The sequence below is a fragment of the Saccharibacillus alkalitolerans genome (assembly GCF_011090185.1).
GTDB classification, from domain to species: Bacteria; Bacillota; Bacilli; order Paenibacillales; family Paenibacillaceae; genus Saccharibacillus; species Saccharibacillus alkalitolerans.
The window spans coordinates 343,833-364,404 of sequence record NZ_JAAFGS010000004.1 but is presented as its reverse complement, the minus strand read 5'-3'; the positions used below and the strand labels follow the sequence as shown (position 1 = coordinate 364,404).

At 61.4% G+C, this 20,572-nt stretch carries 18 protein-coding genes; 11 read left to right on the top strand and 7 right to left on the bottom strand.

Going from position 1 to position 20,572, the window contains the following annotated elements; genetic code table 11:
* Window positions 1-62: 62 nt before the first annotated feature.
* The 3 genes from GYN08_RS23725 to GYN08_RS13420 all read left to right on the top strand — a co-directional run bounded on the left by GYN08_RS23725 (window position 63) and on the right by GYN08_RS13420 (window position 2,804).
* Complete coding sequence (locus GYN08_RS23725; RefSeq protein WP_235946232.1) at window positions 63-1,157, top strand: M23 family metallopeptidase; 1,095 nt, start codon at window positions 63-65, stop codon at window positions 1,155-1,157.
* Window positions 1,158-1,182: 25 nt separating this feature from the next.
* Window positions 1,183-2,133, top strand: coding sequence for a helix-turn-helix transcriptional regulator (locus GYN08_RS13425; protein ID WP_166275003.1), 951 nt, complete (start codon window positions 1,183-1,185; stop codon window positions 2,131-2,133).
* A gap of 65 nt (window positions 2,134-2,198) precedes the next feature.
* Window positions 2,199-2,804 carry a DinB family protein gene (locus tag GYN08_RS13420; RefSeq protein ID WP_166275001.1) on the top strand — a complete coding sequence of 202 codons (606 nt, stop codon included), beginning with the start codon at window positions 2,199-2,201 and terminating at the stop codon, window positions 2,802-2,804.
* A 121-nt stretch (window positions 2,805-2,925) separates the two neighbouring features.
* Here the strand turns inward: GYN08_RS13420 and GYN08_RS13415 are convergent, their stop codons facing one another.
* Window positions 2,926-3,507 (bottom strand): TetR/AcrR family transcriptional regulator, encoded by a 582-nt coding sequence (locus GYN08_RS13415; RefSeq protein ID WP_166274999.1) that lies wholly within the window; start codon window positions 3,505-3,507, stop codon window positions 2,926-2,928.
* A 224-nt stretch (window positions 3,508-3,731) separates the two neighbouring features.
* Here GYN08_RS13415 and GYN08_RS13410 point away from each other — a divergent pair, with 224 nt between their 5' ends.
* The 3 genes from GYN08_RS13410 to GYN08_RS13400 all read left to right on the top strand — a co-directional run bounded on the left by GYN08_RS13410 (window position 3,732) and on the right by GYN08_RS13400 (window position 8,472).
* Complete coding sequence (locus GYN08_RS13410) at window positions 3,732-6,776, top strand: hybrid sensor histidine kinase/response regulator (RefSeq protein ID WP_166274997.1); 3,045 nt, start codon at window positions 3,732-3,734, stop codon at window positions 6,774-6,776.
* A gap of 95 nt (window positions 6,777-6,871) precedes the next feature.
* Entirely contained in the window at window positions 6,872-7,321 is a 450-nt protein-coding gene (locus GYN08_RS13405; protein WP_166274995.1) for a LytR/AlgR family response regulator transcription factor, read from the top strand.
* On the top strand, window positions 7,306-8,472 hold the full coding sequence (locus GYN08_RS13400; RefSeq protein ID WP_166274993.1) for a response regulator: 1,167 nt from the start codon (window positions 7,306-7,308) through the stop codon (window positions 8,470-8,472). The genes GYN08_RS13405 and GYN08_RS13400 overlap by 16 nt, the downstream gene beginning before the upstream one ends.
* Before the next feature lie 152 nt (window positions 8,473-8,624).
* Here the strand turns inward: GYN08_RS13400 and GYN08_RS13395 are convergent, their stop codons facing one another.
* From GYN08_RS13395 to pepT, 6 genes are all read right to left on the bottom strand, one after another.
* Window positions 8,625-9,350 carry a DsbA family oxidoreductase gene (locus GYN08_RS13395; protein ID WP_166274991.1) on the bottom strand — a complete coding sequence of 242 codons (726 nt, stop codon included), beginning with the start codon at window positions 9,348-9,350 and terminating at the stop codon, window positions 8,625-8,627.
* A 199-nt stretch (window positions 9,351-9,549) separates the two neighbouring features.
* Window positions 9,550-10,170 (bottom strand): acetate uptake transporter, encoded by a 621-nt coding sequence (locus tag GYN08_RS13390; protein ID WP_166274989.1) that lies wholly within the window; start codon window positions 10,168-10,170, stop codon window positions 9,550-9,552.
* 392 nt (window positions 10,171-10,562) lie between these two features.
* The gene (locus GYN08_RS13385) at window positions 10,563-11,684 is read right to left on the bottom strand and encodes a 5-methyltetrahydropteroyltriglutamate--homocysteine S-methyltransferase (RefSeq protein WP_166274987.1); all 1,122 of its coding nucleotides are present in this window, start codon (window positions 11,682-11,684) and stop codon (window positions 10,563-10,565) included.
* Window positions 11,685-11,935: 251 nt separating this feature from the next.
* Window positions 11,936-12,883: an aldo/keto reductase gene (locus tag GYN08_RS13380; protein ID WP_206023744.1), complete on the bottom strand. Its 948-nt coding sequence runs from the start codon at window positions 12,881-12,883 to the stop codon at window positions 11,936-11,938.
* 466 nt (window positions 12,884-13,349) lie between these two features.
* Window positions 13,350-13,955, bottom strand: a complete 606-nt coding sequence (locus GYN08_RS13375; protein WP_166274985.1) for a pentapeptide repeat-containing protein — start codon at window positions 13,953-13,955, stop codon at window positions 13,350-13,352.
* A gap of 18 nt (window positions 13,956-13,973) precedes the next feature.
* Entirely contained in the window at window positions 13,974-15,209 is a 1,236-nt protein-coding gene (pepT, locus tag GYN08_RS13370; protein ID WP_166274983.1) for a peptidase T, read from the bottom strand.
* Window positions 15,210-15,621: 412 nt separating this feature from the next.
* Here pepT and GYN08_RS13365 point away from each other — a divergent pair, with 412 nt between their 5' ends.
* The 5 genes from GYN08_RS13365 (at window position 15,622) to GYN08_RS13345 (ending at window position 20,443) form a co-directional block, all read left to right on the top strand.
* Window positions 15,622-16,173, top strand: a complete 552-nt coding sequence (locus GYN08_RS13365; RefSeq protein WP_166274981.1) for a guanylate kinase — start codon at window positions 15,622-15,624, stop codon at window positions 16,171-16,173.
* 1,058 nt (window positions 16,174-17,231) lie between these two features.
* Window positions 17,232-17,432 carry a cold-shock protein gene (locus GYN08_RS13360; RefSeq protein ID WP_018976919.1) on the top strand — a complete coding sequence of 67 codons (201 nt, stop codon included), beginning with the start codon at window positions 17,232-17,234 and terminating at the stop codon, window positions 17,430-17,432.
* Between the two features lie 119 nt (window positions 17,433-17,551).
* Window positions 17,552-17,767, top strand: a complete 216-nt coding sequence (locus tag GYN08_RS13355; RefSeq protein ID WP_166274979.1) for a cold-shock protein — start codon at window positions 17,552-17,554, stop codon at window positions 17,765-17,767.
* 263 nt (window positions 17,768-18,030) lie between these two features.
* Window positions 18,031-19,029, top strand: a complete 999-nt coding sequence (locus GYN08_RS13350) for a beta-ketoacyl-ACP synthase III (protein ID WP_166274977.1) — start codon at window positions 18,031-18,033, stop codon at window positions 19,027-19,029.
* Between the two features lie 127 nt (window positions 19,030-19,156).
* Window positions 19,157-20,443, top strand: coding sequence for an ATP-grasp domain-containing protein (locus tag GYN08_RS13345; RefSeq protein ID WP_166274975.1), 1,287 nt, complete (start codon window positions 19,157-19,159; stop codon window positions 20,441-20,443).
* The last annotated feature ends 129 nt before the right edge of the window (window positions 20,444-20,572 follow it).

Genomic DNA, 20,572 nt, shown 5'->3' with positions numbered 1-20,572 from the left:
CGCCGCCGAATCCGTAAGCATTCCCGTTCAGAATCGAAGAAGAACAAGACGGGAGGCGAAGCATGAATCGGAAGAAGGGAAGAGTCGGCGAAAATGGCGGCGAAAAGGAGCGCACGGGGAGGAGAAAGGCGTGGACCCTTGCGGGCTGGGCGGCGTTGTTGCTGCCGGCCGCGCTGTGGGCGGCCGTCTATTTGTGGAGAGGCGTTCCGAGCGTGCTCGCCTGGTGGCTTATTCAGGCGTACAGCCTGCTCGCCGTTTTGCTTGTCGCGCTGGGAACGGCGGCGTGCGCGTTCAAAGTATCGGCGGCGCTGACGCGTCTTGCGGCCGGCCGCGGAAAAAGGGCAGGACGTGCGGGATGCCCGCCGGTCTCGGAGAACGGCGGAGCCGGCGGGCGCGCCCGGGTTCGAGGAAATAAGGTTCTGCGGACAGGACGGACGGGTCGCGCGCTCTTGGCGGCCGGTATGCTGCTGGGGGCCTGGCCGGCACTGTGGTTCGCGGGAGTCGGCCAGATGGCCTACCCGGCCGACCCGGCACGAACGGGCCCTGCGGCGACGGTCGTTTCGCCTTTTGCGGAAGAAACGGTCGTCGGCTGGGGAGGAGACGCCTTGGAAGGCAATTATCATGTCGTCGCCCCGAACGAACGCTGGGCGTACGATCTGCTGGCCGATCCGGCCGGAATCGGCAGTTCCCGGCTCGGGGATTACGGCATCTACGGCATGGAAGTGTTCGCTCCCGCGGCAGGAACGATCGTGGAGGCGGAAGACGGGGAAGCCGACCATGCGCCGGGAGAATCGGAATCGGCCACGCTTGCGGGCAATCATATTTACCTGCGGCTCGACAAGACGGGGACTTATCTCGTGTTCGCGCACCTGATGCAAGGATCGCTCAAGGTCGAAGCCGGCATGCACGTGGAGGTCGGCAGGCCGCTGGGCAGGGTCGGCAACTCGGGCAGTTCCAGCGAGCCGCATCTGCATCTGCATCATCAGCGGCAGAATCCGGCGGAAACGAATATGTTCGTTTCCGAAGGACTTCCGCTGTACTTTGAGGGCGAGTCGGGGGCGTTCATGCCGGTCGGAGGCGTAACCGTGCGGAACGGCCGAGACGTTCCGACGGGCGAACGGCTGGCTCCTTATACGGGAACCGCGGAGGTTCCGTAAAAAAACATCCGGGGAGGCGGCGCTTTTGAACAAAACCGATCGTATGCTTGCGATTCTGCTGCGTTTGCAGCGCGGCGGAACTCTGCGGGCGGAAGATCTGGCGCGAACGTTCGAGACAAGCGTGAGAACGATCTACCGCGACATGCAGGCGCTGAGCGAATCCGGCGTGCCGCTGCTGGGGACGCCGGGCACCGGCTATTCGTTGATGGAAGGGTATTTCCTTCCGCCCGTCATGCTGACGGCGGACGAGGCGCTCGCGGCGTTGGCGGGAGCCGACTTCACCGCGCGGCATTTTGCCGGCAGGGTGCGTCTCGGGTCGGGCACGTTCCGGGAGAAACTTGAACTTATTCTGCCGCCTGCGCTGCGGGAAGAAGTAGAGCGTCTGCGGGATACGACCAAGCTGGTGAACGAGAAGCGGTGGCCCGCGGAAGAGGAAGAACTCGAGCGCACGGAGCAGCTGCGCGAAGCGGTGCTGGAACGGCGCAGGATAGAGTTCGTTTATATCAAAGCCGGAGAAGAAGCGCGGGGGGCGGCAGAAGGGGAACGCCGCAGAGCGGATCCCTACGGACTTGCGCTGGTCCGCGGCGTCTGGATGCTGATCGCCCGCTGCGAGCGGCACGCGGCGATTCGCCATTTTCGCGTGTCGCGGATAAAGGACTTGACCGTCATGCCGGAAACTTTTCGCCTCCCGGGCGATTTTCGGCTGTCCGATTACCGGGCGGAGGACGACCGGGCGATGCGCGCCGTCGTCCGCGCGGATGCCCCGGCGGCCGAGCGGATCCGGGAACAGCGCCCGTACTACCTGGAACGGATCGAGCAGGACGGGGGGGAGCGGCTTCTGCATTTCCGCATGCGGCAGGCGGAGGACCTGCTGCCGCTGCTGCTGGGGATGGGCGCTTCCGCCGAAGTGCTCGAACCGGAGGAGCTGCGCCTGCGTCTTCGCGAAGAACTTCGCAAAATGCTGGATCGCTACTGACAGGAAGGTGTCAGGAGAGAGACGTTAAAATGGGGACATTCGATCATAAAGGAGACGATATTCCCATGAACACTCCGTATCCCGCCAATGCCGACAGCCGCGGCGCTTCCGCGCAGGACGGCCCCGTGCTGCAAAGTTTGAAGGCTTCCGCGCTCCGTTACCGGGAACTCGCAGCCAAGCTGAGTCTGGAAGAGCTGCGCCGGCACCCGTCGGACGACGAGTGGTCGCTCGGCCAGATGCTGATGCATCTTGTCGGCTCCGCCCTGCATATGCAGCTTGCGAACGCGAAGCGCTGCCTGGAGACTTCCGCTGCCGACGAAGTCTTCGAGGGCAAGACGGAAACGGGCGAAGCCGTGTTCCGGACGGGCAGTTTTCCGCCGGTCCGGATCAAAGTTCCGGCTTCGCCGCAGTACACGCCCGCTCAGCCGGAAAGCAAGGAAGAAATTTTCGCCGGGTTGGAACGCGTCGTCGCGGCGGCGGAAGAGCTGGAGCCTCTCGTCGCGGAAAGGTCCGGGCAGCGAACCGCGCCGCATCCGAGCTTCGGCGGTTTGAATGCGGCCGAATGGTTGAAGCTGACGGAGATGCATTACCGGCATCATTTTCTCCAGGAAGAACGCCTGCTGGACTGGCTGCATGCGGACCGCCGAACGGCGCCTATGCCGCCGAGCTGAGCTTGTGCCGTCCGAACGCGAGTAAGCCGCGGCAGGGCAGCGAAAAAGAACGGAAGCGCGGCATGCTTCCGTTCTTTTTTGCGCCTGCAGCCCGACATTCCGCTTAGACTCCGGCATTTCGTCATTCGGCGGCCGGATAACGATGCAGAATCAACGCTTCAAGCAGGGCATAGGCTCTTTCTAAATCGAGTCCGGGCTGAAGCAGCTTCTGCAGCGCCAGACCGTCGAAGCAGGCCAGCAGGATGGCGGACAAGGCGTCGCGCTCCTCCTCTCCGATCTCGGCCAGCGCCGTATCCAGCACGCCGGAAATGCCGCCGCGTCCGATCTCGAGCAGGTCCGCCACTTCTTGGGCCAGCGCGTCGCTGCGCAGTCCTTGGGCAAACAATTCATAGCGCAGCTTATACCATTCGGGATCGTGTCCGCCGTCCGCGCCGCGCTCCGGCGATTCGCCGCTGCCGAACATCCGCTCCGCCGGCCCGTCCGTTTCCGCTGCCCCGAATTCTTTTCCGTAGCGCTCGCGGCTCTGCCGGGCGACCTCCAGCAAAATGTCCTCTTTGGTCCGGAAGTAGTAATGGATCAGCCCGGGCGCGGACAGTCCGGCTTCCGCCGCGATTTCTTTGATCGAGGCGTTTTCGTAGCCCTTGTCCGCAATCGTTCTGGCCGCCGCTTCGACGATCTGCGTTTTTTTTGGATTTTTTTTCATGCGGCCTCCTTTTTCGGTGCGAATCCTTTTTTTAGCGTATCAGGTCGCCTTTTCGGCCGCAATCGCGTCCGGAGAATTTCGGCGAACGTTCCCGGAACGGCGAACTTTATTGGAGAAAAGCGGGGCTTGGCCTTCATCATGCGCCCGCATGCTCCGAAAAAAGAACTTAGCAAGCAAATAACGGCCTTTGCCCGAGCATGGCCGACGGGAATGAGATCGATGGTATGTTGAAAAGATGGCTGGCTCTGCTGCTCGCTTCCTGCTTGATTCTGGTCGTGCCCGCTGCCGGATTGTGGCAGAGCGGAGTGCTGCAGCGGAACATGCCCCGGGCCGAAAACGGAAGGATCGATTTGGACGGATGGGACTACGAGCGGAAGGGAGCGGCTCCGCTGGGCGGCGAATGGACGTTTTATCCGGGACGTCTGATCGATCCCGAAGACCTCGCGGAAAAAGACCCTTCGGGTCTGAACGCCGCCGTACCGGGAGCCTGGAACTCCGCCATGCCGGAAGGGCCGCTCGGATACGGAACGTATCGCCTCGAGATCGGCCTCGGCGGCGAAGCGAACGGCGATTACGGCCTGCGCATCGCGAATATCCGCATGGCAAGCCGGGTCTATCTGAACGGCGAGGAGGTGGGAGCAAGCGGGAATCCCTCGCAGAACCTCGGAGCCGACGTGCAGAAAAACGTGCCGTATACCGGTTTTGTGCGCTTGAGCGGAACGAAGGCCGTGCTGGTCGTGCAGGCGTCCAATTTCAGCTACGCTTCGGGCGGCATTGTCGACACGATTGCGTTCGGGCCGGAAAAAATCATCGTGCACGAGCAGCAGGGCGGTTGGATCGTGGATCTGTTCGCGCTGTTCGGCTTTCTGCTGCCGGGGCTGCTGTTCCTGCTGCTGTACGCGCTGCACAAGCGGGAGCTGCCCCAGCTGTTTTTGGGCGTGTTCTGTCTGCTTGGCGCCGTTCACGTGCTGACGCATGGCGAGAAGCTGATCGACTACTTCCTGCCCCATATGCCTTACGCGGCGATGCTTAAGATGCAGGCCGTATCGTCCAGCCTGTTCTACTTTTTCCTGATCGCTTACATGAATGCGCTGAGACTCGGCGTTATTCGCAGGAGCGTACTGATCGGCTATGCAGTCCTCGCCGGATCGGGTGCGTTTCTCGGTCTGGTGCTGCCGATGACGGTCTTTTCGAAGTTGGAGGGCGTATTGTTCTTGGCAGGCTTCCTGAGCTTGGCGTATACGAGCTGGATCATGGTGCGGTGGCTGAGAAAGAGCGCGGAAGATCTGTATCTGGTCACGCTCGGACTGATGAGCATTTCGATGTTCATCCTGCTCAGCCTGATCAATTTGCTGACCCGATTCGATACGGACGTGCTGGCGATTTACGAGCTCGTTTTATTCGTGTTTGCCCAGACGGTGCTGCTTGTCCGCAGGTTCGTCCGCACGTTCACGGATGTGGAACGGTTGTCGGAACGGCTGATGACGCTCGACGGACTTAAGGACGAATTCATGGCCAACACGTCGCATGAGCTCCGTACGCCGCTGCACGGCATCATCAATATCGCCCGTTCCATGCTGGAGGGGGCGGCCGGGCCCGCTTCCGAGAAGCAGCGGGAGAACCTAGCCATGATCGTGACGACGGGCCAGCGCTTGGCTCTGCTCGTCGGAGATATTCTGGATTTTTCGAGATTGAAGGAAGGACGCCTCCGGCTGGCCGTGCAGACGCTGCATCTGCCGTCGATCGCCCGTTCGGTCGCCGAGGTCGTCTCTTATACGCTGGACAGCAAACCGATCCGGATCGTGCAGGAGTATCCCGACAATCTGCCGGGCGTACGCATGGACGAAGATCGGCTGCGGCAGATTCTGTATAATCTGCTCGGCAATTCGGTGAAGTACACGGAACGGGGAGAGATCGGGATTCGCGCTTGCGCGGACGACGATTGGGTGACGGTCGAAGTCTTCGATACCGGAATCGGCATCGACCGGGAGCAATGGCCCGAAATTTTCCGTCCTTTCGAAAGGGCGGACGAGGCGCTCGGCATGGAAGGCGCGGGCCTGGGGCTCAGCATTACCCGGCAGTTGGTGGAGCTGGGCGGGGGGAAGATCTGGCTGGATTCGCGGCCGGGAGAAGGCACCCGATTCTTCTTTACGCTGCCGGCTTCGCCCGCAGTGCCGGAACCCGCCGGGAAGAGCCCGCTCGGGACGGGCGCGGCGTCGAACGCGGACGAACTGCCGGAGGCCGGGACGAACCCTCCCGCCGCCGACGCGGGCCGCGTCCTGATCGTCGACGACGATCCCGTCAACCGCCGCGTTCTGCTGAATCTGCTGTCTACAGCGGGCTACGAGGCGGAAGCGGTGGCGGGAGGAGCTGAAGCGATGGCTTTTCTGGAGCGGAAACAGGGAGTGGAATTGGTCGTTACGGATTGGATGATGCCCGGGATGTCGGGGCCGGAGCTGTGCCGGAAGCTGCGCGAGCGGTATACGCTGGCTCAGCTTCCGATTCTGCTGCTGACCGCGCGGGGGCTCCCGGAAGAGATCCGGGCCGGATTCGAATCCGGAGCGAACGATTTCTTGAGCAAGCCGGTCGACGCGGGCGAACTGCGCGCGCGCGTCGGTACGCTGATCGGCATGCGCCGTTCCGCGGAGGAGGCGGTTCGTACGGAAATGGCGTTTCTGCAGGCGCAGATCAAGCCGCATTTCCTGTACAACGCGCTTAACGTCATTATTTCCGCCTGCACGACCGATCCCGACAAGGCGATCGACCTGCTGATCGAACTGAGCCACTATTTGCGGGGAAGCTTCGACTTCCGCAACCGCGACCGGCTCGTGCCGCTGCAAAAGGAGCTTGAACTGGTGCACGCCTATATGGCGCTCGAACAGGCGCGCTTCGACGACCGCCTGGCGTTCGAGTGCGTAACCGACGAGCCGGTCGGCGTTTTCGTGCCGCCGCTTAGCATTCAGCCGCTGGTGGAGAACGCCGTGCGCCACGGCGTCATGCAGCGAGCGGCAGGCGGGACCGTGCGATTGGAGATCCGGGACGCCGGTTCCGCCGTCTCCGTACGGGTAACGGACGACGGAGTCGGCTTGAAGGCGGAACGATTCGAAAAAATTATGGCCGGCGGCGAGGGAGGGGTCGGACTGCGCAACATTCACCGTCGGCTGTCCGAGCTGCACGGCGCCGCGCTGAAGTTGGAGAAGCCGGCTCCCGGCGCGGGGAAAGGCACGACCATCGGATTCGATCTGCCCAAGAACGAACTTCTTCATTAACGGCTCGTTCGGTTCAGAAACGGTTCAGTCCTTGCCGTTATGCTGGGAAGAACGCCTGCAATCGGCAGCGGTGTTCCCGGGGAGGGATAAGAATTATGCGTATTTATGTATTGGACGGGGATCCGGAAGCTTTGGCGCGGACGGCAGGCTTGTTGGGCAGTTATCCCTATGTTAAATTGGTCGGGAGCTCGAGCGATCCTTCGGTCGGCCTGAACGAAGCGATCCGCCTTGCGCCGGACGTTTTGTTCGTCGATACGCATCTCGGTTCTCTGTCCGGCCTGGCGGCTTCGGACCGGTTGAAGCGGGAACTGCCCCGCTTGCATGTCGTCTATGTAACGGAGAGCCGGGAATACGCGGTCGAGGCTTTCGAACAAGGAGCGTTCGATTACTTGATCAAACCGCTGCTTCGGGAAAGGCTGGAACGGACGCTTGGACGTATGAAGCTTTTCTGCGGCGGTTCCTTTTCGGGGAACGGGAAGCTTGATCTTCCCGACATCAGTCATCTTAGACAGGACGGAGGAAACGACGGATGCGGGCAATGCTGATCGACGACGAAAAACCGGCGCTGATTCATCTGGAGCGCCTTCTTCGGTCCGACGGACGCGTGGATCCCGCCCTGCTCTGCACGTCGGCGGGCGAAGGGATCGAGCTGCTGCGAACGGAACGGATCGATGCGGTGTTTTTGGACATCGGAATGCCGGAAATGAACGGACTGGAGGCTGCCGAATATATTCAGCAGAACCATCCCGGCGTCGCGATTATTTTCGTTACGGCTTATTCCGACTACGCGGTGGAGGCGTTCGACCTTCAGGCGATCGATTATCTGCTGAAGCCGGTCGGTGCCGCGCGGCTCGGACAAGCGATCGGACGGATCGTCTCCGCGCCGAAGGCTCCCGAAGGGCGGGAGTACGCCCCGCCGTCGTCCGCCGGGTCGCGAACGCCCGAGATCTGCACGCTGCGCCGGCTCGAACTGTACGGCGCGGCCGCCGGAGCGGTGCACCCCGTCAAATGGCGGACCGCCAAAGCGCAGGAGCTGTTCGCGTATCTGCTGCATCGGGGAGAGCAGTGGGTGCCGCGCGGCGGGCTGACGGATCTGCTCTGGCCCGATATGCCGGAAGACAAAGCGGTGACGCATCTGCATACTTCCGTCTATCAGACCCGAAAAATTCTGAAGGAATGGAAGCCGGAGATGCGGCTGGAATACCGGCAGGAGAGCTACCGTCTGCTGCGCGGCGGAGCGGAGACCGATGCGGAACGCTTCGGTCGGGAAGGGGAGCGGCTGATCGGGGCGGTGAAAGGCCGCGAAGAACAAGTCCGGCAGCTGTTGTCGCTGTATCGGGGAGGCTATCTCGAGCAGCATGATTATCCGTGGGCGGAATCCCGCGCCGAACAGCTGAAGCGCCTGCGCCTCAAGCTGACGCTGGAGCTGGCGGAGGAAGAGCGGCATTCGGCCCGGCCGGGCGGCGCGATTTTTCTGCTTGCGGCTTTGCAGGAAGAGGAGCCGTTCGAAGAAGAAGTGTGCCGACAGCTGATGCTGGCCCACGAACGCGCGGGCGATCGGAAGTCGGCCTGCCGGTGCTACGAGATGTTCGCGCGCCGGCTGGACGATGAACTGGGCACGGAACCGGACCTCCGCACCAGGCAGCTTTACGAGCGGCTGAACGGGCAGGCCGACGGCCGCGCAGCGCGTGCTTGAGACGTCGGCGGCAATGAACGAAGCATAGAAAAAAGCTTTCCGGACCAATGGCCGGAAAGCTTTTTTTTGCGATGAAGAGCCGTTGTCGCGGAGCTCGCTTCCGTCCGGCCCGTCGGGACGATTCCGGAGCGCGCCGATCGGAAGAGAGGCCCTTATTCCGGCTTCGCCTGCGGCACCGCGCACGAACCGTCCGCGCATCCGTCGGCATCGGACGTGTCCGCGCCCAGTACGGTCAGCGGGGAACGCTCTCCCCACGCGCGCTGCAGCGCCTGGTCGAACACTTCGTCCGGCTGCGCGCCGGATACGGCGAACTTGCCGTCCAGCACGAAGAACGGCACGCCGCGAACGCCGAGCTGCATCGCTTCGTTCTCGTCCGCGCGGACATTTTCGCCGTAAGCGCCGGAATTCAGCACGCCGAGCGCTTCGTCTTTGTCGAGACCGGCTTCGGCGGCGAGTTTCGCCAGCTCTTCGGAGTCGCCCAGGAAGGCGCCTTCCGTGAAGTAGGCCTGCATCAGGCGTTCGGTCAGCGCCTGGGAAAGGCCTTTCTCCTCCGCGAAGTGGGCGAGACGGTGCGCGTCGAACGTATTCGTATAGCGCATGCGGTCGAAATCGTAATCCAGGCCCACGCTGCGCGCGGACTCGCCGACGCTGCGGTTGGAAGCGATCGCCTGCTCGCGGCTCATGCCGTACTTGCCGGCGAGCAGATCGTGAATGTCGCCTCCGACCGCTTCGCGCGGGTAATTCGGATCGAGCTCGAAGCTCTTGTAGACGACTTCGACTTGATCTTTGTTCGGGAAGCGCTCCAGCGCGTGTTCGAGGCGGCGTTTGCCGATATAACAGAACGGGCAGACATAGTCCGACCAGACTTCGATTTTCATGAAAAGGACTCCTTTGGCCGACTTGCGCGGCGCGCAAACGGTATGATTTTACTTACTTAAACTTATTATAGTTACATTTAGTAAGTAAATCAAGTTTTTTATTTGGCGGAGACTATTGCCCGAACGCCAAACATCCCGCCTCGCGGACCGGCGCGGGCGGGATGTTCGAAAGCGGGCGTCTCGGACGCCGCCGCTTGCTTTACGGGCGAGGCTTGAAAATGCCGAAAGCGCGGCCGATCGGCACGAACTCGCGGCCGAAATGCGCATTCAGCACATTGGCGCCGCAGCCGTACAGCGACAGAATGCCGATGCCCATCTCCGCGTAAGCGGCCAGTTCGTGGAAGAACTCCGGCGCGCCGAACGCGTCGAACGTCAGGCCGAGGAACAGAACGTCGATCAGGCAGAAAATGAAGAACAGCACTTTATTGGTCTCCATCGCCCCGATCGTCATAAACAGGGTAAAGACCAGATAACCGGCAAAAGCGAAGCCGAGCTGCTTGCCGTCGACGGCCGAAGCAAGTTCGGGACCGAACGTGCCCATTTTCATCAGCCAGTTGGTCGCCATGGCGAACCAGAAGAAGGCGTAAGCGCCGAAAGCGGTCATGCCGAACGTATTGTTGTGCTTGGCGTCCTGAATGCTGGCGAAGAGCTGGGCGAACGCGCCCAGGAATACGGCCCAGGAAGCGGCGTAGCCGAGGCCTTCCGTCAGACCGAGCTTCTGCGACGAAGCGACGAGCGTGACGATGGCCAGACCGAACAAGCCGATGGCGCCGGGATCGGCGGTCACGACTTTGACGGGGGTAGGGGACGGATGGTTCATAATTCTTTCGATTCCTCCAACTGTGGTTAAGATCGGCCTGCGGGCCGTTTTGCTCTGCGGTCCGCGCAGGCGCGGCGTTAAAACGAACGAAGGCGCGAAAAGAACGGGATGAGACTGCGTATGAGCGGCATCCCGTTCTTTTCGCGCCCGGTATGGCGGACATCCGCCGGCCGGATATTCCGTTGTCGTTCCGGCTGCCCGGAACTTGCATGCTGCCGGACTCCCGCCCGCGCAGCATACTTGCCTGCCACATTGTACCTGAAAAAGAAAGCGAAATGAATATGGAAAACGTGTTTTTTGAAGAAAACTTTCTGAAATGATCGACATATGCCAAAAAAACGAAAAAAGCCCCGGAACGGCGTCCGCCGTCCGGGGCTTGAGGCCGAAGGAGCTTACTTCCAGACGTCCTCGGCAATTTCCGCAACGTGGCGAAGCTTCTCCCACTGCTGTTCTTCGGTGAGCAGGTTGCCTTCTTCCGTAGAGGCGAAGCCGCACTGCGGGCTCAGGCACAGCTGATCCAGGGAGACATAGCGGGAAGCCTCCTCGATCCGGCGCTTGACGGCGTCCTTGTCTTCCAGATCGCCGAATTTCGACGTGACGAGTCCGAGCACGACCTGCAGGTCTTTGCGGTTCACGTAGCGCAGCGGCTCGAACGAACCGGAACGTTCGTCGTCGAATTCCAGGAACAGGCCGTCCAGGTTCAGTCCCTGGAAGATCGCTTCCGACGCGGCGTCGTAACCGCCGGAAGCGGTCCAGGTCGACTGGAAGTTGCCGCGGCAGATATGCATGGTGATGACCATGTCTTCCGGTTTGTCCTTGATCGCCTCGTTGATGGAGCGCACGGAATATTCCTGCAGCTGCTGCATCGTGAAGCCTTTGGCGCGGAACGGTTCCGGCATATTGTCCGCGAAGAAGATCGACCACGACGTGTCGTCGAGCTGGAGGTAGCGGCAGCCCGCTTCGTAAAACGCCCGGATCGCTTTGCGGTAAGCCGCGCTCAGGTCGTGCAGCAGCGCCTCGTGGTCTTCGTACAGCGGGTATTCGTTCCGGCCGCGGAACTGCAGCATGTTCGGGCTCGGAATGGTCATTTTCGCCGTCGCGCCGTCCGCGACCGAATGCAGATAGCGGTAGTGGCCCAGCATCGGATGATCCGTAAAATCGATCTTGCCCGTCATTTTGACCGCATGGGCTTTGGTCGTCACGCCGTGGAACTGGATGCCGGATTCCGGCGAGAAGCCTTCCACGCCGTCCAGATGCTCCAGGAAGTCGAAGTGCCACCAGGCGCGGCGGAATTCGCCGTCGGTCACGACCTGCATGCCGGTTTCTTTTTGCAGCTTGACCGCGCGTTTGACCTCTTCGTCTTCGACCGCTTTGAGCTGTGCCGCGTCGATCTGTCCGGCTGCCAACTGCAGACGAGCCTGCTTGATCGACTCCGGCCGCAGCAGACTGCCGACCTGATCCGCGCGGAAAGGAGCCGTCGTCCGCCGGAGTCCCGTATTCGAAGCTTGTGTCATATTCCATTCTCCTATCTTCACCTTGATTTCGGCGCATGGATATCCTTATCCGCTTCTCCGCTGGCCTTCGTGCTGTTATGCGGTATACCGATAAAGCCGATGTTTATATGAAATGCTAACAGAGCTTGTCGGGATTGTAAATCTTGTCGGGACAATTGAACGGGGCGAGAAAAGAAGCGTTCGAGCGTCCCGGCCTTCGGAATTAAAAAGGACCTGTCCGTTATACGGACAGGTCCTGAATTTCGGGAAGATCAATCCCAAAACAGGAAATCGATCTGCTCGATCTGCTGAGGCGTCAGCTTGACGTCGAGCGTCTTCAGGTTGGCGGCCACCTGCTCGTCGTTCTTCGCGCCCGGGATAACGGCGTCGATCGCGTCGCGGGTCAGGTACCAGGCCAGAACGACGTTGGCGATGCTGGCTCCCTGCGCGCCGGCGATTTCGCGCAGCCGGTTCACTTTTTCCACGTTGCGCTTGAAGGTCTCGCCCTGGAACATCGGGTTCTTCAGCTTGCTCTCGTCCAGCTTGTCGTCCGCGCCGTATTTGCCGGTCAGAAGGCCCGAAGCGAGCGGGAAATAAGGGACGAACGAGATGCCGTTTTCTTTCGCGTACGGCAGCAGTTCCGCTTCCGCGCCGCGCTTGAACAGGTTATATTCGCCCTGGAACACGTCGACGTGCCCGTCCTTGTTCGCTTCGCGCAGCTGATCCATCGAGAAGTTGGAAACGCCGATCGCGCGGATCTTGCCTTCCTGCTTCAGCTTCGCCAGCTCGCCGACCGCTTCGTCTTTCGGCGTGTTTTCGTCCGGGAAGTGGATGTAGTAGAGGTCGATATAGTCGGTGCCCAGCCGCTTGAGGCTGCCTTCCACCGATTCCCGCAGGAAAGCCGGCGAATTGTCGAAGACGGTGTCTTCGCCGACGAATTTATGCGCGCCCTTGGTGGCGATGACGATTTCGTCGCGGCGCCCGTATTCCTTCAGCACCTCGCCGATCAGTTCCTCCGAACGTCCCGGTCCGTAGATGAACGCCGTATCCAGGAAGTTGATGCCGCTGTTCAGCGCCGATCGCACGGATGCTTTGCCGGCTTCTTCGTCCAGGTTCGGGAAAAGGTTGTGTCCGCCGACCGCGTTGGTGCCGAGACCGACCGGAGTTACCTTGAGACCGCTTTTGCCCAGCGTTACCTGTTCGTGCACTGCTTTCGTCATTGCAAAAACCTCGCTTTCCGCAAATGAAAATAGGCGAAATCCATACGCCGAGGGGCGCAGATCGCTCCGTATCCTTTTTATTTACCCAAAAAGCAAGCGAAAGTAACGAACAATTCCGATCAAACCGTTCGGGAAAATGAGGAGAGGGCGGGTAAGAAAAAAGAGGACTTGGGAAAGTCCCCAGGCTGTCGAGAACGTTACTTCAGCGCGGGAAGACTCCGAGAGAAATTCGTTCCGGTCGCGTGTTGAAATCGAGAAAAGGGATCAAATGTTAGCGGAATTTTCTCGATTTCAAAGGCGACCGCTGGCAGCGTATGCTTCCGAAGTGGCTTTCTACGAAAGCCTGTACTTCACTGAATTTCTCTCTACGTCTTCTCGCTTCCAGTTACGCTAGATTTTCTCGACAGCCTTAGGACTTGGGAAAGTCCTCTCTTTCTTCCGCGCGGGGTTGAAGAAAGAGCCGCGATCAGTCTACTTTCGCACCGTACGAACGCATGAACAGCACCGCCTGCTCGCGGTCCATGCGCACGTTTTTGACGTCCAGCGATTTGAAATCGACGCCGTCCAGCACCGCGTCCCGCAGATCCGCGCCCTGAAGTTTCGCCTTGGCGAGCTGGCAGCGGGTCAGGTCCGCGCCGCGCAGGTCGGCCTTCTGCAGGCTCGTTTCCGACAGGTCGGATTCGAAAAAGCGCGCGCCGCGCAGATCCTGGCGGTCCAGCCGGGCGTGGCGCAAATTCGTGTACGACCAGTCGCCGCGCACGACGGTGAACCCGTCCAGTTTGGCGCCCGAGAAGTCGGAACCGGTCATTTTGCAGCCGTCGAACTTGGCCGCGAACAGATTCGCTTCGACGAAATCGCAGTTCTCGAACGCCGATTCGATATGGATCGAACCGTTCATCGAAGCGCCGCGGAAGTCGCAGTCCGTAAAGCGGCAGCCTTTGGTCAATATTTCTTCCAGCGAACCGTAAACGAACCGGCAGCGTACGAACGTGCAGTTCGTCAGCTCGCCGTCCCGCAGTTCCTGGGCGCCGAAGTCGACGTCTTCGTAATTCCGGTTTTCGTATTCGAACATAAGCCGTCTTCCCTTCGTTTAAGCTTGACGCTCGAAAGATTGGACGACTTCGAGAATGACTTCGGTCGCTCTGACCATATTATCGACGGATACGTATTCGTAACGGCCGTGGTAGTTCTCGCCGCCGGTGAAGATATTCGGCGTCGGCAGGCCCATGTAGGACAGCTGCGAACCGTCGGTTCCGCCGCGGATCGGCTTGATGACCGGCTTGATATCCAGCTTCTCCATCGCTTCGCGCACGATGTCGACGATCTCGATGACCGGCTCGATTTTTTCGCGCATGTTGTAATATTGGTCGCGCAGTTCGAGAATGACGTTCTCTTCGCCGTACGTCTGACGGAATTCGGCGGCGATCGTTTCCATCAGCTTTTTGCGGTTCTCGAAGCTTTCGCGGTCGAAGTCCCGAATAATGTAGGAAAGGGTCGTTTGGTCCGTTCCGCCGTTAATGTCCAGCAGGTGGAAAAAGCCTTCGTAACCTTCCGTGAATTCCGGCGATTCCTGTTCCGGCAGCCGGCGGTGGAATTCCATGGCGATCTTGGCGGCGTTGATCATTTTGCCTTTGGCCGTGCCCGGGTGAACGCTGACGCCTTTAATGGTCACTTTGGCCGCGGCGGCGTTGAAGCTTTCGTATTCCAGCTCGCCCAGCGGTCCGCCGTCCATCGTGTAGGCGTATTTCGCGCCGAACGCTTCCACGTCGAAACGCTGCGGGCCGCGGCCGATCTCTTCGTCCGGAGTGAACGCGACGCGGATCTTGCCGTGTTTCAGTTCCGGATGCGCGATCAAGTGGTTCATGGCGGTCATGATCTCGGCCATGCCGGCCTTGTCGTCGGCGCCGAGCAGCGTCGTGCCGTCGGTCGTCATGAGCGTGTGGCCGACGTAATTCGGCAGTTCCGGGAACTCTCGCGGAGACAGCACGATGCCCAGCTCTTTATTGAGCACGATATCGCCGCCGTCGTAGCTGTCCACGATCTGCGGATTCACGTTCGCGCCGGTCAGTTCGGTCGCCGTGTCCAGATGGGCGAGGAAGCCGATGACCGGGACGTTGTCCTTATCTGTATTGGCTTCGAGCGTCGCCATGACGTAGCCGTTCTCGTCGAGAGTGATTTCCGTAAGGCCCATCTCCGTCAGCTCGCGCACGAGCTGTTCGGCCAGTTTCATCTGACCCGGCGTGGACGGGCAGGTCTCGCTGTCTTCGTTGGACTGGGTATCGAAACGGGCGTAGCGGTCGAGACGTTCGATCAGCTCTTGTTTCACGGGTATATTCCTTCTTTCCGGTAGGCCGCTCCGGCGAGCGCCGCGGCAGGCCTGGGCGTTTCCGCCGAGCCGACCGGAGCCGGAGAGCGGAAACGCCCGTACCGGCCGGGCGGCGGGAGCGGCGTTTCGATTTGGCGGCCCCTTCGGATGCTCCTCCGGAACGCGCGCATACCGCCATTTTAGCACGAAAAAGGATTTCGGAAAAAGCTTCGGAGGCGCTCGGGGAAAGCGAGCCGCGAGAAGGCGGGCCGTTTCCCGGACACGCGTTCGCCGAACCGGACAGAGGCGAGTAACCCTCGCGCTGGCGCGGCGTCCGCAAACGTGCGACAATACCTTTTGCATGTAAAAAAGGCCGGCCGCGGAGGAAACGCGCTCAGCGCTCCCCGCGGCCCGGCGGTCGGAGGTTACGGAGATGAACGTATCGCTGGTTGTGTTTCAAGGCCCGAGCGCTTCGGGCAAAACGACGCTCCAGGCGGTGCTGGGACTGCCCCGCATCGTTACCTGGACGTCGAGAGCGCCGCGAGAAGGCGAAATCGACGGCGTCGATTATCATTTCGCGGAGCGGGAGACGCTGGAGCGCATGATGCGCGAAGGACGGATGCTCGAGACGAGCGAATACCGCGGCCATCTGTACGGCACGTCGCTGGCTTCGATCGAAGAGACGGCGCGGGGCGGCGGTCTCCGTTCGATCGTGCTCGACCCGAGCGGCGCGCGGGTCGCCCGGGAACTGCTCGGCGAGCGGGCGCTGCTGCTCGGCGTGTCGGCTTCCCGGGCCGAATGCGAGGCGCGCCTGCTGGCGCGCGGCTCGGATGCCGCGCAGATCGCGGCGCGGCTCGCCGGTTACGACGAAGAGATCGCGGCCCTCGAGGGCTGCGATCTGATCGTGCGAAGCGGCGAGGGCGGCCTGGAACGGGCCGGCGAGATCGTGCGCGCGCTGCGCCCGCTGCTCGGCGCGGGGGATTGACGCCCGAGCGGAACCTGCGCGGCACACGCGCCGGGGCGGCTGGCGGGGGAACGCGACGGGACAAGTCGCGCCGGGAAGGCTGCCAGGGCGAAGCCCGGTCTGCGCGAGCGATTCGGCGCGAGGCCGCCGGTGCGCGAGCGAAGTCGCGTTCCGGGCTCGGGGCCGCTCGTGAGGGAAGAGCGCTACGGCGAGCGGGAAGCCGGATTAAAATGAAATAGATGCACAGGAGCAGCTATTTTCCGCTGTAACGAGCTTTTTTTGAAAATAAGTGCAGTTAAGCAGCTATTTTTGATAATTTGGCGCGGGAAGGTTCGTTTTTCGCAAAATAGCTGCTCTGCTGCACTTATTTTGCGATTGGTTCGATTTTCGGGAGAAATAGCTGCTTATGCGCAGCTATTTCTAAAGGCGCGAGAATCGCAAGGATTTCTGCGCGCCTCCTCGCCGCGAGGCGACCTGCGAAAAGCAGGAAATGCGGTTTGCTGCGCCGTTCGTGGAGGCGGGGGGGTTCGTTGACCGAAGGCCGCAAAGACTGGGCGGCTTCCGCCGGCCCTCGCCGCTTACCTTGAGCGTCACCGCAGAGCCTTCCGCTTGGCGCTACCGCTCAGCCTTCCGCTTGAACGCTACCGCAGAGCCTTCCGCTTGGCGCTACCGCTCAGCTTTCCGCTTGAGCGTCATCGCTCAACTTCTTCGCTTGGGCGCTGCCGCTCTGCATTTCCGCCCGGCATCTTCCCTCGATCTTGCCGCGATCCGTCGGCCGTTTCCGGGCGGGAGGGGAATCGCGGCCAACTCCGCTTTCCCGGAAAAGACGCCGATTATGCCGATCGATTGAAATCAAATTGAGGAAACGTTTGCTTTTAACAAAACCCTGTGGTAAGATCATAGGTAACAGCGAATATGCATCCTGATTTCACATATTGGAAAGGGTTGTCATGTATGGGTTATGGAACCTTTTCCAATGTGTGATTTTTTTATATCCCCACGGACCATAAAAAATGCATGTTGCCGGAACTTGGATTATCTCCAAAGCTCCGGAATCAAATTTTTGGAGGTTTTCTCTCATGGAAACAGGAACAGTAAAATGGTTTAACGCAGAAAAAGGCTACGGCTTCATCGAAGTTGAAGGCGGAAGCGACGTATTCGTACACTTCTCCGCAATCCAAGGCGACGGTTTCAAAACCCTCGACGAAGGACAGCGCGTTGAGTTCAACATCGTTGAAGGCAACCGTGGACCGCAAGCTGAGAACGTTACTAAGCTGTAAGCAACCAAAGAACGGACTGCTCTTAACCATGCGTTGAGAGCGGTCCTTTTTTCAATTGCGGAAGTTTGCATATCCGGGACCGGTCGCGGCCCCTATTCAGACGTAGGGAGGCATCGAGCATGTATTTTCGTAAAAAGCAGGACGAAGAACTGGTGCAGGAAAACACCGCGGTATGGACTTGCGAGAAGGATGACTGCAAAGGCTGGATGAGGGACAACTTTTCCTTCGAGGATCAGCCGACTTGCCCGATCTGCTCTTCTCCAATGAAACGCGATACAAAAATGCTTCCGGTAGTGGCGAATCCGACGGGCGATCCGAAACCGGAAGCCAAATAAAGCCGTATTGCATTCGACGGCGGAACGGAAGCGTTGAAATAGACGGAAGCAGGACGAAAAATCGTCTTCGGTACGAATCGCTCTCGGCGGGCGGCGAACCGAAGGCGATTTTTTTGCGTTCTGTCGGTTCGGGTGCTGCTAGGCGGCCGCCGAAGAAGCCTGTGAGGAATCGCGCGGACGGTATGTCGTATAATGAAGGCAAAAGACAACCGATCAAGCGGGCCTCGGGCTGCGAGTCGGGATTTCGGTAAGGGGGAAAAGGCATGCAAGCGCGTCATGTGAAGATTACGGGAACGGGAAGATACTTGCCGGGAGGAGGGATAGCGGCGGAAGAAATCGATCGTAGGCTCGGAACCGAACCGGGATGGGTCATGCGCAAAACGAGCGTGGCGAACCGGCATTTCGCGGGCGACGAGACGGCTTCGGAGATGGGGGCGCGCGCCGCCAGGGAAGCGCTGGACGCCGCCGGCCTCGCGTTTGCGGATATCGACTGCCTCGTCTGCGCCAGCGGCACGGCGGAACAGCCGATCCCGTGCACGGCGGCGCTGATTCAGCGCGCGATGGGCGAGGAGAACTCCGGCGTGCCTTGTTTCGACATCAATTCGACCTGTCTCAGCTTCGTCACCGCGCTCGACGTCATGTCTTATCTGATCGAAGCCGGGCGCTATCGCCGAATTCTGATCGTGTCTTCGGAGATCGCCTCCAAAGGCTTGGATTGGACGAACAAAGAGAGCGCGGCGCTGTTCGGAGACGGCGCGGCGGCCGCGGTGGCGGAGCGCACTCCCGAAGGCGAAGCTTCCCGCATTCTGCAGGCGCGCATGACGACTCATAGCGCGGGGGCGGCCCACTCCGAAATTCGCGGCGGAGGCAGCGGCCTTCCCGCTTCCCTCTACCGCGAGGAGACGGCCGCCGACTATTTGTTCTCGATGGACGGCGAAGCGATCTTCCGCCAGGCGTCGCGCCTGCTGCCGGCCTTCATGGACGGGCTGCTGGGACCGGCGGGGCTGTCCATGTCCGACTTCAAGCTCGTCGTGCCGCACCAGGGCAGCGTCATGGCGATGAAGCTGCTTCAGCGCAAGCTGGGCATTTCCGAAGAGCAAATGCTGTACATCGCTCCGCATTACGGCAACGTCATTGCCGCTTCGATTCCGCTGGGGCTCGACATGGCCGCGCGGGAAGGACGGGTGAAGCGGGGCGACCGCGTGCTGCTGCTCGGCACGTCCGCCGGCCTGTCGCTCGGCGGGGTCGCGCTCGTCTATTGACGGACCGGCGGAAAGCCGGGAGGGCGAGGAAGCCTGAGCGGGAGCCGGGGAACGGTCGGGACGACCGGGACGCGGCTCTTCAAGCGGCTGCGGGTTCGCCGTTCCGACGGAAAAAGGAGGGAAAGGCATGAAAGGATTGCGCGTCCTGATTACCGGAGGCCGCGCGCCGTGCGCGCTCGATTTGGCGCGCGCTTTTGCGGCGAGAGGGGCGGAGGTGTACGCCGCCGAGAGCCTCGAGCATCCGCTGTGCGCGGCGTCGCGCGCGGTCAGGAAGAACTTCCGCGTGCCGGCGCCGGCGCAGGACCCGGACGGCTTCGCGGCCGCCCTGCAGGGAATCGTGCGCAGGGAGGGGATCGGTCTGCTGCTGCCGACCTGCGAGGAAATGTTTTACGTTTCCGCGTACCGGGACGGCTTCGGCCCGGACTGCCGCGTGCTCGCGCCGCCGCTCGGGACGCTGCGCGAACTGCACAGCAAGTGGGCGTTCGTCGCGCTGTGCGCGCGGCTGGGTTTTGCCGTGCCGGAGACGGTGCGGCTCGGCGGGGACGGCGAAGCGGTAATCGCGGGCGAGATTCCGCGGCGGCGGCCGGGCGATCCGGCTTACGTGCTGAAGCCGGAATTTTCCCGTTTTTCGGCCGGGGTGTCAAGGCACCGGACGTTGGGCGAAGCCCGCGGGGCGGCGGAGCGCGCGGGCGGGACGTGGGTGGCGCAGGCCTTCGCCGGAGGCGAACTGCTGTGCACGTACGGCGCCGCGCACGAAGGGCGGCTGCTCGCCCACGCGGCGTACCGGGCGCCGCAGACGGCGAGCGGAGCGTCCGTCTGCTTCGAGCCCGACGCCGATTCGCGGGCGCGGGAATGGGTCGCCCGCTTCGTGGAGCGGACGGGCTTCAGCGGCCAGCTGGCGTTCGACTTCATCCGGACGGAGGAAGGAGCGCTGCTGCCGATCGAATGCAACCCGCGGGCGACAAGCGGCGTGCATCTGCTGCTGGCGCCGCAAGCGGGAAGCGCGCCGGGAAGCGGAGCGAAGTCCGCTTCCCGGCCTGTGCCCGGGCTGCCCGACATCCTCGCTTATCCGGAAGCGGCGGCGGAGACGATCGAAGCCGCTCCGGCCCGCACCCCCATGCTGCTGCTGCCCATGCTCGGCAGCGGGCTGAGCCAGCTGCATTCGCCCGTGCGCTTGGCGCGTTGGATGCGCGATTTTCGCGGCTCGCGCGACGTGCTGCTGCGGCGCGGCGACGCCGGCGTGCTGCCGCAGGCGCTGAGGATGATGCTGGAGCTTCGCCGCAGCGCCCGTTCGGCGGGAACTTCGATGTCGGAAGCGTCCGTATCCGACATCGGCTGGGACGGACAGCCGATCGGAAAGCGGAAGGCCGACGGGGTTCCGATCGGGCTTCCCGGCGAAAGTGCCAAAAGGTAAAGGATTCGGACGTGTGGATAAGAGAAGGAAAAGAAAAAGCCGAAAAACGTTATCCACATGTGGAAAAGTGTTTCGAGAGAGCTTTTTCAGGCTTTTTTGCACCTTAATCGGGGATATCCGGGGGATAAC

Bases quoted from the DNA above. Each gene is read 5' to 3' on its own strand.
- GYN08_RS13355 (WP_166274979.1), top strand. From the start codon at position 17,552: ATGTATTTTCGTAAAAAGCAGGACGAAGAACTGGTGCAGGAAAACACC.
- GYN08_RS13405 (WP_166274995.1), top strand. From the start codon at position 6,872: ATGCGTATTTATGTATTGGACGGGGATCCGGAAGCTTTGGCGCGGACG.
- GYN08_RS13365 (WP_166274981.1), top strand. From the start codon at position 15,622: ATGAACGTATCGCTGGTTGTGTTTCAAGGCCCGAGCGCTTCGGGCAAA.
- GYN08_RS13415 (WP_166274999.1), bottom strand. From the start codon at position 3,507: ATGAAAAAAAATCCAAAAAAAACGCAGATCGTCGAAGCGGCGGCCAGA.
- GYN08_RS13400 (WP_166274993.1), top strand. From the start codon at position 7,306: ATGCGGGCAATGCTGATCGACGACGAAAAACCGGCGCTGATTCATCTG.
- GYN08_RS13350 (WP_166274977.1), top strand. From the start codon at position 18,031: ATGCAAGCGCGTCATGTGAAGATTACGGGAACGGGAAGATACTTGCCG.
- GYN08_RS13360 (WP_018976919.1), top strand. From the start codon at position 17,232: ATGGAAACAGGAACAGTAAAATGGTTTAACGCAGAAAAAGGCTACGGC.
- GYN08_RS13385 (WP_166274987.1), bottom strand. From the start codon at position 11,684: ATGACACAAGCTTCGAATACGGGACTCCGGCGGACGACGGCTCCTTTC.
- GYN08_RS13420 (WP_166275001.1), top strand. From the start codon at position 2,199: ATGAACACTCCGTATCCCGCCAATGCCGACAGCCGCGGCGCTTCCGCG.
- GYN08_RS23725 (WP_235946232.1), top strand. From the start codon at position 63: ATGAATCGGAAGAAGGGAAGAGTCGGCGAAAATGGCGGCGAAAAGGAG.
- GYN08_RS13390 (WP_166274989.1), bottom strand. From the start codon at position 10,170: ATGAACCATCCGTCCCCTACCCCCGTCAAAGTCGTGACCGCCGATCCC.
- GYN08_RS13395 (WP_166274991.1), bottom strand. From the start codon at position 9,350: ATGAAAATCGAAGTCTGGTCGGACTATGTCTGCCCGTTCTGTTATATC.
- GYN08_RS13380 (WP_206023744.1), bottom strand. From the start codon at position 12,883: ATGACGAAAGCAGTGCACGAACAGGTAACGCTGGGCAAAAGCGGTCTC.
- GYN08_RS13410 (WP_166274997.1), top strand. From the start codon at position 3,732: ATGTTGAAAAGATGGCTGGCTCTGCTGCTCGCTTCCTGCTTGATTCTG.
- GYN08_RS13375 (WP_166274985.1), bottom strand. From the start codon at position 13,955: ATGTTCGAATACGAAAACCGGAATTACGAAGACGTCGACTTCGGCGCC.
- GYN08_RS13345 (WP_166274975.1), top strand. From the start codon at position 19,157: ATGAAAGGATTGCGCGTCCTGATTACCGGAGGCCGCGCGCCGTGCGCG.